The sequence below is a fragment of the Synergistaceae bacterium genome (assembly GCA_017443945.1).
GTDB lineage: Bacteria > Synergistota > Synergistia > Synergistales > Aminobacteriaceae > JAFUXM01.
Genome location: JAFSXS010000052.1, coordinates 1 through 15,336, shown reverse-complemented (window position 1 = coordinate 15,336; position 15,336 = coordinate 1). Strand labels below are relative to the sequence as shown.

Annotated in this window: 9 protein-coding genes; 6 read left to right on the top strand and 3 right to left on the bottom strand. The window is 40.8% G+C overall.

The window, feature by feature from the left end:
• Positions 1–28 precede the first annotated feature (28 nt).
• Positions 29–3,232 carry a putative Ig domain-containing protein gene (locus tag IJT21_05055; protein MBQ7577623.1) on the bottom strand — a complete coding sequence of 1,068 codons (3,204 nt, stop codon included), beginning with the start codon at positions 3,230–3,232 and terminating at the stop codon, positions 29–31.
• 20 nt (positions 3,233–3,252) lie between these two features.
• Complete coding sequence (locus IJT21_05050; protein ID MBQ7577622.1) at positions 3,253–6,558, bottom strand: hypothetical protein; 3,306 nt, start codon at positions 6,556–6,558, stop codon at positions 3,253–3,255.
• Positions 6,559–7,174: 616 nt separating this feature from the next.
• Between IJT21_05050 and lysS the strand changes: the two genes are divergently transcribed.
• The 3 genes from lysS to radA all read left to right on the top strand — a co-directional run bounded on the left by lysS (position 7,175) and on the right by radA (position 12,205).
• Positions 7,175–8,683 carry a lysine--tRNA ligase gene (gene lysS / locus IJT21_05045; GenBank protein MBQ7577621.1) on the top strand — a complete coding sequence of 503 codons (1,509 nt, stop codon included), beginning with the start codon at positions 7,175–7,177 and terminating at the stop codon, positions 8,681–8,683.
• A 3-nt stretch (positions 8,684–8,686) separates the two neighbouring features.
• Positions 8,687–10,669 (top strand): NAD-dependent DNA ligase LigA, encoded by a 1,983-nt coding sequence (ligA, locus tag IJT21_05040; protein ID MBQ7577620.1) that lies wholly within the window; start codon positions 8,687–8,689, stop codon positions 10,667–10,669.
• Positions 10,670–10,843: 174 nt separating this feature from the next.
• Positions 10,844–12,205 (top strand): DNA repair protein RadA, encoded by a 1,362-nt coding sequence (gene radA / locus IJT21_05035; protein ID MBQ7577619.1) that lies wholly within the window; start codon positions 10,844–10,846, stop codon positions 12,203–12,205.
• On the opposite strand, the gene IJT21_05030 is transcribed toward radA, so the two are convergent.
• Entirely contained in the window at positions 12,188–13,309 is a 1,122-nt protein-coding gene (locus IJT21_05030; protein MBQ7577618.1) for a hypothetical protein, read from the bottom strand. The two genes, radA and IJT21_05030, sit on opposite strands and share 18 nt — an antisense overlap.
• Positions 13,310–13,394: 85 nt before the next feature.
• Between IJT21_05030 and IJT21_05025 the strand changes: the two genes are divergently transcribed.
• The 3 genes from IJT21_05025 to IJT21_05015 are packed head-to-tail and all read left to right on the top strand — an operon-like array spanning position 13,395 to position 15,114.
• Positions 13,395–13,763, top strand: coding sequence for a desulfoferrodoxin (locus tag IJT21_05025; GenBank protein MBQ7577617.1), 369 nt, complete (start codon positions 13,395–13,397; stop codon positions 13,761–13,763).
• A 43-nt stretch (positions 13,764–13,806) separates the two neighbouring features.
• On the top strand, positions 13,807–14,277 hold the full coding sequence (locus IJT21_05020; protein ID MBQ7577616.1) for a ferritin: 471 nt from the start codon (positions 13,807–13,809) through the stop codon (positions 14,275–14,277).
• Positions 14,278–14,334: 57 nt separating this feature from the next.
• Positions 14,335–15,114, top strand: a complete 780-nt coding sequence (locus IJT21_05015; GenBank protein ID MBQ7577615.1) for a TIGR02757 family protein — start codon at positions 14,335–14,337, stop codon at positions 15,112–15,114.
• Positions 15,115–15,336 lie beyond the last annotated feature (222 nt).

Sequence of the window (15,336 nt, the reverse complement as noted above, 5' to 3'; positions counted from 1 at the left end):
CGTTAACAAGGGGGAAAAGCAAAATAAATTATTTCTTCCTGAATATCATAGTGCCGCACAAAACGAGTAAAACAACTCCTGCAAAGCTGATGTTACATCCCCCTGCGCTCAGTGTGCCGTTTTCGTCAGTGTTCCCGCTTTGTGATGCTGTTATACTCTGACCGTTATTAATATCATCGTCATTTGCAATAATATTAATTTCTCTGGTCGTGAGTTCGAGACTTCCTGCGAGAGCCTTTGCATAAATTGTAAATTCTCCCGTTACAAGCTCACTCGGCAAAACGAAAGACTCATCATCAGAAATTACTATATCGCTTGAAATTTCTTCAGAGTCAATAAAGATTTTCACGTCAGATACTTCTGCAGCAACGCCGGAACTATTGACCCATTCGCCTATTTTGAACGTTAAAGCCTTATCGGGTTCGACAGTGATAGATCCTTCTATGTCTTCATCATCGCTGACTAGATATAAATGAGTCTGAATGCTGCCTGAATTGCCGGTGATGTCTTCGTTTGCTTCAAGTTCGACGACCGGGCGGTTTTCTCCATAGCTACCGGAATTAGACTCGCTTTCGTCTTTATTGCTTGAGGTCGTATTATTGCTGCCTCCTGCATTATTCTTGATTACGAGTTCAAATTCTTTTGTGTCGCTGCCTGCGTCATTCGTTGCAGTTATCGAGAATGTATAAGTGCCTGCCTTCCTAGGTGTACCTGACAAAATGCCCGTTTTTTTGTTGAGCTTGAGTCCTGAAGGAAGAGTCCCGTTCTTAGTCCATTTTATCGGGCTTGATCCTGATGTTGTAATCGTAGTCTCGTAATAAGTCTTCACAGTTCCATCGGGTAAGCTCGTAATATCAATAGAAGGCGGGTCGCCAGGGTTAATCTCAAGCGTAAATTCTTTCGAGTCAGAGCCTGCTTTATTCTTGGCCGTAATTGTGAATGTGTAAGTGCCTGCTCTCTTAGGTGTGCCGTAAATTAATCCCGTTTTCTTGTCGAGTTTAAGTCCACTTGGGAAACTGCCGCTCTTAGAGAATTTAAGATCTGTGCCTTCTGCCTCGATTGGGATATTATATTCTTCACGCAATACTCCCATAGGCAATTCTTCAGTGATGATTAACGGTTTTGCTGGCAAGACTTTAATTTTTACGGTCTTAGTCTTTGAACCTACCGGGTTATCAGCCTTGACTGTGAGTGAATATTTGCCTGCTTCCGTGAAAATGCCTGTTACTGTGCCTTCGTTTGCGTCAAAGCTCACGCCTTCCGGTAAATTGCTGTTTATGAGAGTCCAAGTTATAGGCGTTGCTCCGGTTGCCTCGATTGCTGCGGAATATTCTGCGTTTACATTTGCGTCAATAAGGGAGCTTGTTATAATCTTAGGTTTTGTCAGGCTTTCCTCCTCGTTGTCTCCGGCCGGATAAGCAGGGTTATAATTTATGTAAATTGAACACCTTTTTTCGACATAGCCTTTATTTGCTCCAACTATGCGCAATATAAACGAGAAATTACCCCATTGGCCTCTGGGTGTGCCTGTGAATTTTATATAGCGTCCTGATGTTGAAAGTTTTAGCCCTGATGGAGCTGTACCGCTGACGATTCTTGCCGTGTATGGAGCGACCCCGCCGTTGACGAGTATATAATCATTGTATGACGTGCCTATTTTGCCTGGTAAATAATTAAATGTTGTAGACATAGCAGAAGAACGCCATTCACTATTATTGCTCGAATCTGTGATTGTAACTGTGTATGAGAACGACCTTTGACCTGAATACCAGCCATTAGCGATTTTATATATAGTTATCGCAAAATTGTAAGTGCCTGCCTTTGTCGGTGTACCTCTTAGATAAATATACTTGCCTGAACGACTAATATTCAAACCTGGAGGAAGTTCGCCAAAATTCTGGAACCATGTATAGTTGTCAACATTTGTCTTGACCCAGTCAGAATAATACACCCCGCGCGACCAAGGAGTCTTGAAGGTATAATTTATGTTGATACTTGAGTCATATGGAGGCTCCGTACCCTTGATAGTAATTGTAAACCACTTAGTATCTATGCCTCTAGGATAAAACCCATTGCCGTTATCACATTCTAACTCAAATGAATAAGTACCGGGCTGTGTAGGTGTTCCTGATATTACAGCATAGCGGCGGTCTGCAACTAAATTAGAATTTCTTTTACCAAGTGTAAGTCCGGGAGGAAGAGAACCGCTTTTGACTCTCCATGTCATACTCATTGCTGTGCCATCTGCTTTGACTTCTTGTCTGTAAGACTGTCCCTGTGTACCGTTTGGAAGTGGTGAATTCGTTACAATTACAGGCGGCTCCCACACAGGTAACCAAGCTTCTTTTACGGATTCTCCTGCGGAATTTGACGCTTTAATATTGAAAATATAACTTATCCACATATTCGAGGATTTACCGCTTGCAGTGTGTGAAGCAGTGCCGCTTATTTCGCCTGTTGATGAATTAATCGAGAATCCCGGCGGAAGACTGCCGCTCGAAATGCTCCATGTTAAATTTGAACCCGTTGCAGTAGGTTTAAAGCTGTAATAATATCCTGCATAAACTCTATCACCCCACGGAGCGGTTTTAATGCTTGGCCGTACAACTTCATCGACTCCGAATCTGTAAATAGAGAATCCGCCCAAATTTTTAGCTTGATTTATTTGTTTAGCGAAATCTTTATAATATCTGGCCTGATTGCTGATAGTACCTGCATAGGGTGAATTTGCTTCAAGAGTCGTAAATCCGTCGCTGTATACTTTAGCTATTATTAATGTGTGCTGGCCTGCGTTTGAATTGCGCCTAAATTGAACTACATCACCCTCCTTAGCATTGGCAAAAGCATTTTTCACCTGCTGCTCTGTAATACTTCCGCTGACATCGTAAAAATGTTGTGCTATGAGTCTAGATATACTGCTTACAGACTTACCTGCAAGAGGGCCGACACCTTTAATATTACTTATAGCACGCATTCCATTAACTTGAAGATTAAAATCTACGTTCTTGAGCCTATTAGTTACCAGCCTTGCAAACATAAAACAATTTCCGCCGAAAGTTCCTGAATTCCAATCACTAAACACCGAGCCGATACTAACATACCGATACGATGTCCATTTTGACACGTGATAGGGCGAGCTACTGTCAACAATGTCAGCAAACGCATTACCCGCGAATATAAATACTGCAATAAACGCGATAATAAACAAACTTGCAAATCTTTTACTGCGCATGATAAAACCTCCTTGAAAATTTATTTTTCCGCAATATCCCTGCGCTTAGAGAACAAAGCAAGAATTACAACAATTGATAACGCACCAAAGCCCGACTCACAGCCTCCGCTGCTGCCCATCGGTAAACTTTGAGGCTCGTCATCAGGATTAACAGGGTCGACAGGATCCGCAGGGGGATTGACGGGATTTACAGGTTCTGAAGGATTTTGATTCTCTGCTACGTTGAGAGTCAAAATTTTCTCTGCCTGTCCTGCACTGTTAATAGCTGTAAAGTTTATGCTGTATTCTCCTGAGTCCTCAGGAACTCCCGTAATAACTCCCTCACGGCTTAAGGCGAGTCCTGCGGGAATATTGCCGCTTCTCCATTCGATTTTTCCTGTACCTGTAGCATTAAGTGTGAAATTATATTGCTGGCCTGCTGTAGCGTCAGGAAGTGAATCAGTCGTTATAACCGGGCTTGATTCGTTAATCTTTATCAAAACCGTATGAGCTTCTATGCATGCATTATAGGGGCCTCCTTCTATCGTTGTCCCGTCCTGCCACACTGAAGGCACCGGTTCACCATCAGAAAAATAACTTTCTCCCGGTTTAACGTCAGGGCTTGCGTATTTATCGACGAATGCTGCTACAGCTGTTGAATATTTATAAGTGGAGCTTAGAGTCATTTTCACGATTACTGCATAATAATCGCCGCTGTTGAGCTTCATAGTATCAGTTAAATTTACTGTGTGATAGCCTGCGTTTGAGAAATTACCAGCTGCTGAATATACTTCTGCTTCACCGGGATCTGTGGGTTTGTCCTTGCCGAAATTGTTCACGAAAATTTTGTACTGCACGTTATTATCAGTCGTGTAAAATCCGACTCTGAACAAACTTTCATTTCTGGCTGCCCTGAAAATATTTGCTGCCCATGCTGTAGTAATATGCTTTGTCGGACCGGTATCTTCTACGGTGTTTACGATGATAATATCTTCAGACTCTGCAATATTATCTGTATTTTCCGGAACTGTGCCTGTTTCTGTGAATTTCTCTGTTTCTTCCTGAACTAACTGCGGGGCGTTATCCTCACTGATTATAAAATATGCAGCGTTGAACATTCCTGCAAGCTGTGAGTCTGCCTGCTTGTATGACATCCAGAAATAGCCTTTGTCGCCCCATTCAGTTCCCCATGAATTACGAACAAGCCACGCGCCGTTTCTGCCGGGATTTGTGTTGAAGTTATCTGCTGAAAAATTATCGTCCCAGCCGACAATTAATACTGCGTGATCCCTATTTTCTACATATGGAGAATAGAAAGCGTTTGTGCTCTCTTTATAGTTTTCGCTGGTATTGCCGTTATGGTACTCGAAATAGACTCCGCCGTGCTGCATGACAAGACGTTTAATTTCTGACTCGTTGTTCTCGCTGATATAAACTGTTTCTGCATGAGCGAGTCTTATAGGCGTTCTGTTAAAATTTTCTGCCCGTCTGCCGTTAAGAAATGCGGTGATATTAGAGTCTGATGTTGATTTATTATCTCCTGCTATTGAGTAAGGCATATCGGACTCGTTTATTGTACCTAGCTCCTTAAGAAAGTCTATAGCAAAATTAACGGTTCCGCCCTGTTCAAGCGTGCTGCCGGTTCTGCCTCTTTCTTTGCCGAATTGAGCAAAAGTAAACCATGCCATATATAATTCTGAGAGATCCGGACTTGTCGTAAGGAAATTAAATTTTTGAGCTTGATAATTTGCCTCGACAGCTGCTATTGACGCAAACGCCCAACAGGTTGAATAATCGCCCTGATCTCTTGCGTCAGGGAGTCCTATTGCGATTCTACCGTCATAAGATACCGGCAAAGCATTAGGATCTACTGGCGAAACTACCGGCGGGTTGCCTGCTAAGTGTGAATTATCTATAGGACTCGGCCTTGCACCGAAATAATTTGTTCCGTCGGTGTCTGTCCAAGCGTCAGGGTTTGCCTGCCATTTTTCGAAATTAGAGTCTAAGGCTGCTTCTGTTACTGCCTTCTGTTCCTCGTCCCACTCGCAAATAAAGCCGTGTTCTGTGCCTGTGTCCTGTCTTGTGTCGTCCCATAGGCCTGAACTTGCGAAAATCTGTAAATAATTTCCGTCTCCGTTGGGCTGATTTGCTGCAAAATTGCTGTATTGCTTCTCGAAAACTTCATCGGTTACCCAGTGCCATGCTCCGGAAGAGTCTGCGTTTGCTCCGATCCAGTAGACTGAGTAATTAGTGCTTGAAACTGTTAAAAGCTGCGTGATAAAAGTCTGTTCTGCATCGCTTGTGATTGTTACGAGATGACCGCCGAGAGATTCACAACGCTGTCTTGCTTCTTCCCATGTTAAAGACTCGTTGTAGATTTCGTAGCGGTGATTGTTCCATTCATTATTAACGGATGGTGTATTGTCTTCAGGAGTATCGGAATTACCATTATTATTTCCTATTTCCGGATAATCTGCGGGGCTTTGATTGCCTGAGAGATAAATATTTTGACTTGAAGATAAATCTGCGTAGCCGACTATACCGCCGATACCAATTGAAGCGCTTATAATTACTCCTCTTGTATTGCAGTTTTGAATACGACCTGCCCTCATTGTACCGACAATTCCACCTGCATAATTTTGTGCAGTTATTTTTGTTCCGCTTTCAACTGTGCAATTTTCTATCAAAACATCTTTGGATTTGAAGACTTCATTAATAAGATCTACAACTATACCGCTTGCCCATGAGTAATACGGATATGATGATGCTGATGTTGATATTATTCCTTTAACTCTGCAATTTCTGATAGTACCTGACCTTACAGTATCAAATAAACCGCTTGCAGATGTCCATAATGCCCATGATATACTTTCTACAGTGCCGTTAAAGCTGCAATTTTCAATTATACCTGACATAAGTTTCCAAGCTAAACCGTTGGCAGAATATCTGCTTTTAACAGTGCCAACAACATTAAGATTCCTAACCGCAATTGTATCTGTGTCCGAACTTATTATGTTAAATAATCCTGTAGCATTGTCAGCGGAAATATTTACATTTACAGTATGATTTTGACCGTCAAAATGTCCAGTAAAGCTATAATTTTTTCCTATACCCTCCCAATTTGTATAGGAAGTTATATCAATATCTGCTGCCAGCTTATAATATTTTCCTTCGTCATCATTATCATTATTGACTCTGTCCTTGAACAACACAAAATCTTCAACCGAGTCAAGAATATACGCCGTCTCCCAGCTGTCTCCGTCATTGCCTTCGTCGTAATAAGCACCTTCACTGACTCCGACAATGCATATAACAGCACATACAATCAGAGCTAAAATTTTTCTCATTCAAGCATTCTCCTTCTATGATAAAGATTTACTAAAATTATTAACGTGCAAATCTTAGCTTAGAAAAAAAAAAAAAAAACAATAGTAATTTCTACGTATTTATGCTAAGTAATTTATAGGAAAATAATATAATCTCGATAAAAACTTGTTATGAAAAGAGCATATAAGCTCGTGATAAATAACTTTCAGGCGTTAAATTTTTGCTTCATATTTGGCCGTCAATGAGTTAAAATATTTTGCAGCATTCACAGCAGGAGCAATAAAAATTTTTCACGATAGAATACATTTTTACAACTACATTTGCAACTACAGAAATATTTATTTCACTCACTGATTATAAGACTTCACAAAGAAATTTTGTTATAGCCAATCTAGTTTAATAGCTGTAAATACCTTTGCCTGAACGCGACTCAAATTATTAACTGATGAAAAAATTGCGTTACGAGCCTGACAAGACATAACAAATTGTGTCAACAGTATAAATTATTGCATGGAGCCGATATACATAGCAGCATTCATTTATAATCGCATAAATCTTTACTGAAAAATTTTGTGCATGTAATAAAGTATAATATATTAAGAAATTTTTTTACGAGAAAGGGAGAAAATTTTATTTATGCCCGAAGAATTATTTAACTCGGAAGATAACGAGGTAGTAAGACAGCGCAAGGAAAAATTACAGCGTCTATTATCCGAAGAAGGCTATAACCCCTATGTAAACGAAACATGGGACAGGCGCGACACTTTAGAGTCAATTCGCGAAAAATTTGACTTCTTGCAGCCCGAAGAAGAATCACAGGACTCACCAGTCAAGACAGCAGGAAGAGTCATGACAATCAGACGACAGGGTAAAGCAACTTTCGCAGACTTGGCCGACGAAAATTCACGAATGCAATTATATTTTCAGCTTAATACTGTAGGCGAAGAAAATTATAATTTCCTCAAAAAATGGGTTGACACCGGCGACTGGCTCGGCATCGAAGGCCACCCCTGCAGAACAAGACGCGGCGAATTAACTATCATGGTAACAAATTATAAATTACTCAGCAAAGCAATTCGCCCACTGCCCGAAAAATGGCACGGATTAACAGACACTGAAATAAGATATAGACAGCGTTACATGGATTTAATCGCAAATCCTGAAGTCCGCGAAGTTTTCCGTAAGCGTTCTAAAATTATTTCGTCGTTCAGGGAGACTCTCGAATCTCACGGCACATTAGAAGTCGAGACTCCGATTTTGTCAGTTCTTGCAGGAGGAGCAAACGCAAGACCCTTCAAAACTTTTCATAACGCGCTGGGTGTCGATATGTATATGCGTATTGCCGTAGAATTATATTTGAAGCGTCTCGTCGTCGGCATGATGGGCAGAGTTTACGAGATAGGCCGAAATTTCCGCAATGAAGGTATTGACACAATGCACAACCCCGAATTTACTATGATGGAAGTATATTGGCCTTACGCAAATTATGTTGACATGATGAATCTTGCGGAAGAATTAATCAGGAACGCAGCAAAATCTATCGGGACTCTCAATATAGAATGGAACGGCACGCAATTAGACCTCTCAAAACCTTTTAAGCGTATCACAATGCGTGAAGCAGTAAAAGAATTTGCCGGAGTCGACATTGACACAGTTAAATCCGACGAGGAAGCGCGCGAAATAGCACGTTCTAAGGGACTCGGCGCAGAAATGACCGGACATGAAAGCAAATTTGCAGTGTTGAATCTCTTATTTGAGGCGTTCGGCGAAGAAAAATTAATTGAACCTACATTTTTGCTCGGACACCCTACGGAAATATCGCCGCTTTCAAAACGTGATCCCGAAAATCCTGATTATACGCACAGATTCGAGTTATTCATGTTCGGGAAAGAAGTAGCAAATGCATTCAGTGAACTTAATGACCCTATCGACCAGCGCGAAAGATTCGAGGATCAGGCACGCAAGAAAGCAGAAGGCGACGAGGAAGCACACGTTTTCGACGAAGATTTTATTAACGCAATCGAAGCAGGTCTCCCCCCGACTGGAGGCATGGGAATCGGCATGGATAGAATCGTTATGTTCTTGACCGGCGCACGTTCAATCAGGGACGTTATTTTATTCCCTGCGATGAAGCCGAAATCTTAAAGCATGAATATATTTCAATCCCGTATGAATGAGCTTTATGAGCTTATAAATTATCATGCGGGACTCTATTATGACAAAGATTCGCCGGAAATCAGCGACTTTGAATATGACTCGCTTGTTCGTGAATTAAATGATTTAGAGCGCGATCACCCGGAATTTACACGCAAAAATTTCTTGACTCATAACGTCGGAGGCTCGGCAAGTAATTTATTTGCTCCTGTTCAGCATAATATCCCGATGTTGTCGCTTGATAATGTATTTACGCCTGATGAACTCGTTAATTTTTTCGCGCGCATAAAACGTGAAGAACATTTTACGTGCGAAATGAAAATTGACGGTCTCGCAGTCTCGCTTATATATCAGGACGGGAAATTTATTCAGGGCGCTACACGAGGAAACGGCATAACCGGCGAAGATGTTACAGAAAATTTATTAGCGGTCGAGTCAATTCCTAAATATTTAAATAATGCTCCGTCGGGAAAAATTGAAGTTCGCGGGGAAATCTTGATGACTACTGACAGATTCAACGCGTTAAATCAAATTCGTACTGAACGGGGCGAGAAAACTTTTGCGAATCCAAGAAACGCAGCAGCAGGGACTCTCAGGCAGAAGGACAGCAAAATTATTTCTGAACGGGGACTCGATATTTTCTTATATTACCTCGTGAACGCTGAGTCTTATGGGATAACGAGTCAAAGCAAAGCACTTGAATATTTGCGTAATTTAGGTCTTCCCGTGCAAAATGCCTGTGAATATTGCGAGAATCTTAATGACGTGAAAAATTTTATAGCTCACTGGCAGAACGAACGCCACAAATTAAATTATCTCACTGACGGAGTAGTTATCAAGCTCGACGATTTGACTCAATGGCCGGAAATAGGCGCGACTTCACATGCTCCGCGCTGGGCAGTAGCATATAAATATCCCCCTGAAGAGGCACTCACGCGCATAAAAGATATAAAAATTTCTGTCGGACGTACGGGAGTATTGACTCCTGTTGCGATTCTTGAACCTGTGAGACTCGCGGGGACTCTCGTTCAGCGCGCAGGACTTCATAATTATGATGAAATTTTGCGCAAAGATATTCGAGTCGGAGATCTCGCAAGAGTCAGGAAAGCAGCAGAAATTATTCCTGAAGTAATAGAAGTTGACAAGTCAGCGCGCACAGGAGACGAAAAAATTTTTACAATGCCGGAAATTTGCCCTGTCTGTGAGTCTGAAGTCGTGAGGTTGCCCGGCGAAATTGCTTATAGGTGTACAAATAGAGCGTCCTGCCCTGCACAGTTAAAGGAGGGTTTAAAATATTTTGCTTCACGTTCAAGTATGAATATTAAGGGACTCGGCGACAGTTTAGCAGCAAAATTAATTGATTCCGGACTCGTTAAGTGCTTGAGCGATATATATAATCTGAAAATTTCTGACTGGCTGAAACTTGATAAAATCGCACGTAAAAGCGCAGAAAATATTATGTCAGAATTAGAGTCATCAAAGAGTCGCCCATTAGAGAATTTAATTACAGCATTAGGGATTCCTGATGTCGGGAAAAATGCAGCGTCTTTATTAGTTGAGCGATTCGGGGATATTGACTCGCTCAAATCAGCAGGTGAAAGCGATATAGCATTGATTGAAGGGATCGGGCCGATAATTGCAAAAAGTGTTCATGAATTTTTCAGGAACGAGTCAAATTTGAAGTTAATAGAAGATTTCCGCGCGCTTGGCCTCACAATGAGCAGCAATAAAAAAGTTATTCACGGCAGATTATCAGGAAAAATTTTTGTCTTCACCGGAACACTTGACTCAATGACTCGAGACGATGCAGCAGAACGCGTAAAAAATTTAGGCGGTAAAGTCTCTAACAGCGTGAGTGCAAAGACAAGTTATTTAGTTGCAGGCGACAAAACCGGCTCAAAACTTGAGAAAGCAGATAGACTCGGCGTGAAAATTTTATCAGAACAGGAATTTATTAATTTGCTCAATGATTCATAAATTTAATTGCGTTAATGCAGAAAAATTTTTTATGAACCTTTGCAGCTGTTAATAAATTTGCGCATTCTTGTATTAGCAAAAGTATTAGTAAAATTATTTTCTTGATTGAATTAATCGCGATGGGAAAATTTTTATTTCTTGAACATTATACCACTCGCACTATATAATAAGCACATGGCAAACTCACAAATCACAAGATATATTTGTTCTGAATGCGGGCATATAACAACGACTAAAACGGGAAAATGTCCTTCTTGTAATTCATGGGGGACACTTGAACTTATGCAGGAGTCTAAATCATCAAGCAGCAACAATAAAATTATCTCGCAGAAAGTAAAAATTATCAGCGCACTTGACGTAAAATCGCCTGAAAGAATCTTAACCGGCATTGATGAACTTGATAGAGTCTTAGGAGGCGGACTCGTTCCAGGCGGAGTCGCTTTAATCGGAGGTCAACCGGGCATAGGAAAATCTACTTTATTGCTTCAAGCTGCCGGAAGTGTCGCGAAAAAATATAATCTTCCTGTGCTTTATATTTCGGGCGAAGAGTCAGATGCTCAAGTTGCTTTGCGTGCTTCAAGACTTCACACGGAGTCAGAAAATTTATATTTATATTCGGGTTCGGACTTGGAAGACGCTTTAAACAATCTCGACGCTAATAAATTTGCATTCTTTGTACTTGACAGCGTGCAGGCAATGAGCGCAAATAATGACTCAGGCTGGCCGGGAACAGTTACTCAAGTTCGCGCAGTTGCACAAAGAGTCATAGACTCAGCCCGTGAAAAAAATATTCCCGCAGTAATGATCGGCCACATCACGAAAGACGGCAAAATCGCAGGCCCTATGATGCTTGAACACATGGTCGACACAGTATTAAATTTTTCCGGTGAGGGTTATTCATCATATAGAATGCTAAGAGCCGTTAAAAATCGTTATGGCAGCACGGATGAGCTTGGAATATTTGAAATGCGCGAAGACGGTTTAACGCCTGTGCAGGATAAAAGCGGCCTTTATTGGAATCGCGATGACTCAGCTGTGCCGGGTGTAGCTATGACTATTGCACTTGAAGGAAATACGCCATTAGCCGCCGAGATTCAAACTTTAGCTGCTCGAACTGTTTTCCCATATCCGAGACGAACATCAAGAGGCATAGAATTAAATCGCTTTCAACTGTTGACGGCCGTAATAGAACGTCGCTGTAATATTGCAGTGAACGGACATGATTTATATATAAATGTTGCAGGAGGTTTGACTCTTCAAGATCCTTCTGCGGATTTGCCTGCGTGTGCTGCGATTGCGTCGGCTTTAAAAAATGTTGCACTTCAGGCGGGTACATGTTGGCTCGGTGAGGTTGGACTCGCGGGAGAAATCCGACCGGTTACACGAATTGAGCTAAGACTAAAGGAGGCCGCACGGTTGGGGTTTCATGCGGCTGTAGTGAGTTCGCGCGAAAAAATAAAATTTACAGGAATCAAATTAATTCGAGTCTCACACATTGATGAAGCTCTTGCAGGGCTGTTAATTCCATTGAAATGAGGGCGGAATATTATCAAGGTGCCAAGATTTTCGCGAGACATAAATATAATGATGTTTGTAATCGTCTCTCCATATTGCACTATCTGGCCAAGATTTTGGGCGCGGGTTATCAAGTGAAGAGTCATAGCCTCCGCTCGCAAGCACATAGAGATCTAATACATGAGTTTTCTTGTCGAGTTCTATATATAATTCAAGAATGCCGGTTTCGATATTTCTTTTTTTCTCGGTTCGATCCGCTTGGCTTGTGTCCCAGTCATTTTCAAGTTTTCTATATGCTAAATTTCTGCCTGTGCCAAGATTCGTATCATTCTCAGTAAATATTTTATCGCAATTGAGATATAAAAGCTCTGTCCCTGACGCAATATCTATAGATTTTGTTGAAATATCTGCGCTGATAAGAATGTGTCTGCCGTTTATTGTTGCGTTCTTGCTGAGTAGTAAAGGCACGCCGGCAGTAGCAGTAACAGCCCATGAAGTTAAGTAAGACGGAGTCCCTAATTCATTAAAGGAGGAAGATATATAATCATTGTTATTTTTGTCTTTATTATTCTCTGTCTTGAATAATTTTACTTCATCATCATTAGCTTTGCCGCTTAAAGCAACGGGACGGCTTCTCGGAACATTATTAAAGAAACCTGAAGCATCACATGGTTGAATTAATAAAATTTTATCATCTCTCCTGCTAACTTTTTGAGCGTAAAGCAGAGTTAATATATTTCCTCTGACAATTCCCTGAGTCGCATTGCCGTCTTCATCTAAAGTTTTCGCGTTCCAAGTGTCTCCGTTGGTAATTACAACTGGTAAATGTTTAACAGCTTCAGTCTTAGCATTATCCCACCAGAATCCCGGAATCGTTCTTAATGCTTTATGAATTTCTGCCGAGCTGCTGCACTTCCAGAGGCCGAGTCCTGTATGTCTTATTCTCTCGTCAACAAATGAAATGACCCGCTGACCTTTTTCACGAGCAGTCAAAATTTTGCTTGTCCTAACGTAAAAATTTATCGTCATATAGAACGCACCGCACAAAGCCAGCACGAGTCCAGCCTGAAGCATTGTCCCCGTTAAAATCTCTGTTAAAATAAAAGCTCTCGAACGTTTCATCATAATTTTGCGTAATTCCTTCGTGTTTAAATTTTCACAAAAAGTTTATTATTATTCTAGCAAAAATTTTTTATACGGGGGTAAATTTATAATGGAAAAGTTGAACGTTTTTAAGTGTGCTAAATGCGGAAATATCGTCGAAGTTATGCACGTCGGCGGCGGGACTCTTTCTTGTTGCGGAGAACCAATGAAGCTGTTAAAGGAAAATACGACCGATGCAGCGCAGGAAAAACACGTTCCCGTTCTTGACGGCAAAAAAGTAAAAGTCGGCAGCGTCGCTCACCCAATGCAGGACGATCATTATATCGAATGGGTAGAAGTAATCGAGGGCGAGAGAATTGCTAGATGTTTCCTGAAACCCGGCGAGGAACCCGCAGTAGAATTTGGTTGTGCAAAACCGGGCGTAACAATGCGCGAATATTGCAACAAACACGGATTATGGAAGGCAGAAGCCTAAATTTTTTAGAAAGAGGTCATAAACGGTGAAAATTTCTCAGGCAATGAGAGACGCAATTAACGAGCAGATAAAAGCAGAATTTGACTCAGCTTATATCTATTTGGCAATGTCAGCATATTTTGAGGACTCCGGTTTAGCTGGAATGGCTCATTGGATGCGCAAACAGTACAAAGAGGAAATCGAGCACGCAGAAAAATTCATTAATTATCTTTATGAACGTGGCGAGCGCGTGATTATTCCCGAAATTGCCAAGCCTAAAGACTCATATACAGACGCACTTGAGGCCTTCAAAGCTTCATATGCTCACGAACAATATGTAACATCGCGTATTTATAAGCTCGTTGATCTTGCAGTGGCAGAAAAGGATTACGCGACTCAATCCATGCTGAAATGGTTTGTTGATGAGCAAATGGAAGAAGAAGACAACACAAGCAGCATAGTCAACAAAATAGAATTTCTCGGCGGAGACAAACACAGCATTTATCTTGTTGACCGTGAATTGTCTGCACGTTAATAATTTTTGCGGGGGAGTAGAAAATTTTTGCTTCCCTGTATTTAATTTATATGAATCATGACTAATGACGAATTAAGAGCATTTCTCGAAGGTTTATATTATGTTTATGCGCGCAAGGAATTAATTAATCCTGATCCGTTATATTTTCTTTATAATTACAAAAATGTGCGGGATTTAGAAATTGTCGGCCTTATAGCGTCTTCACTTGCATATGGGAGAGTAGCGCAAATTATGAAGAGTGTAGAAAAAGTTTTATCATGTCTCACGAGTAAACCCAGAAAATTTTTACTCGCAAATGATAATTTACAAATTGTGCCTAAAGCGTTTAAGCATAGATTTACGACTTCAGACGATGTAAATAATTTGCTCAAGAATATAGCTGACATAATCAGGAAATATGACTCTCTTGAAAATTTTTTATGTGAATGCTTAAATTCTTCCGATAAGTTATTGTTGCCTGCACTTGATATTTTTTCTGCCGGACTCTCACAAGGCAAGAAGGAAGGTGCATTTTCTCTGATAACTTCACCCAAAGACGGGAGCGCGTGCAAGAGATTATTTTTATTTCTAAAGTGGCTAGTCAGACATGATGAAGTAGATCCGGGCGGCTGGACAGTCATAAAACCTAGTGATTTAATAGTGCCTACTGATACACACATGTTTAATATATCTCGTTTGCTTGAATTTACTGACAGGAAGCAGGCGGATTTGAGGACAGCAATAGAGATAACAGAAGGATTCAAGAAAATTTGTCCTGAAGATCCCGCGAAATATGATTTTGTTTTGACTCGTTTTGGAATAAGAGCAGGCTTAAATAAAAGCGTTTTGCTTTCCTGACTGCGCCCTTAGTATCTCACCCGACACAAAATTTCAACACAGCAATTAATCTTACTTTCTACTCAGCAAGACTCATGATTAATTTTCATCACCCATCACACATATTGGTAAACTTTTTAATTTTTTCCGCAATCTTTACCATACTTTACCACAACTTTCCCTCAAACTTTACCTAAGCAAAATTTTTATAATCCCTTGCTATTACTATATTATTTATTTATT

What these genes read in the sequence shown, in the direction of transcription:
- IJT21_05055 (MBQ7577623.1), bottom strand. Translation starts at nt 3,232, where the DNA reads ATGCGCAGTAAAAGATTTGCAAGTTTGTTTATTATCGCGTTTATTGCA.
- IJT21_05050 (MBQ7577622.1), bottom strand. Translation starts at nt 6,558, where the DNA reads ATGAGAAAAATTTTAGCTCTGATTGTATGTGCTGTTATATGCATTGTC.
- lysS (MBQ7577621.1), top strand. Translation starts at nt 7,175, where the DNA reads ATGCCCGAAGAATTATTTAACTCGGAAGATAACGAGGTAGTAAGACAG.
- ligA (MBQ7577620.1), top strand. Translation starts at nt 8,687, where the DNA reads ATGAATATATTTCAATCCCGTATGAATGAGCTTTATGAGCTTATAAAT.
- radA (MBQ7577619.1), top strand. Translation starts at nt 10,844, where the DNA reads ATGGCAAACTCACAAATCACAAGATATATTTGTTCTGAATGCGGGCAT.
- IJT21_05030 (MBQ7577618.1), bottom strand. Translation starts at nt 13,309, where the DNA reads ATGATGAAACGTTCGAGAGCTTTTATTTTAACAGAGATTTTAACGGGG.
- IJT21_05020 (MBQ7577616.1), top strand. Translation starts at nt 13,807, where the DNA reads ATGAGAGACGCAATTAACGAGCAGATAAAAGCAGAATTTGACTCAGCT.
- IJT21_05015 (MBQ7577615.1), top strand. Translation starts at nt 14,335, where the DNA reads ATGACTAATGACGAATTAAGAGCATTTCTCGAAGGTTTATATTATGTT.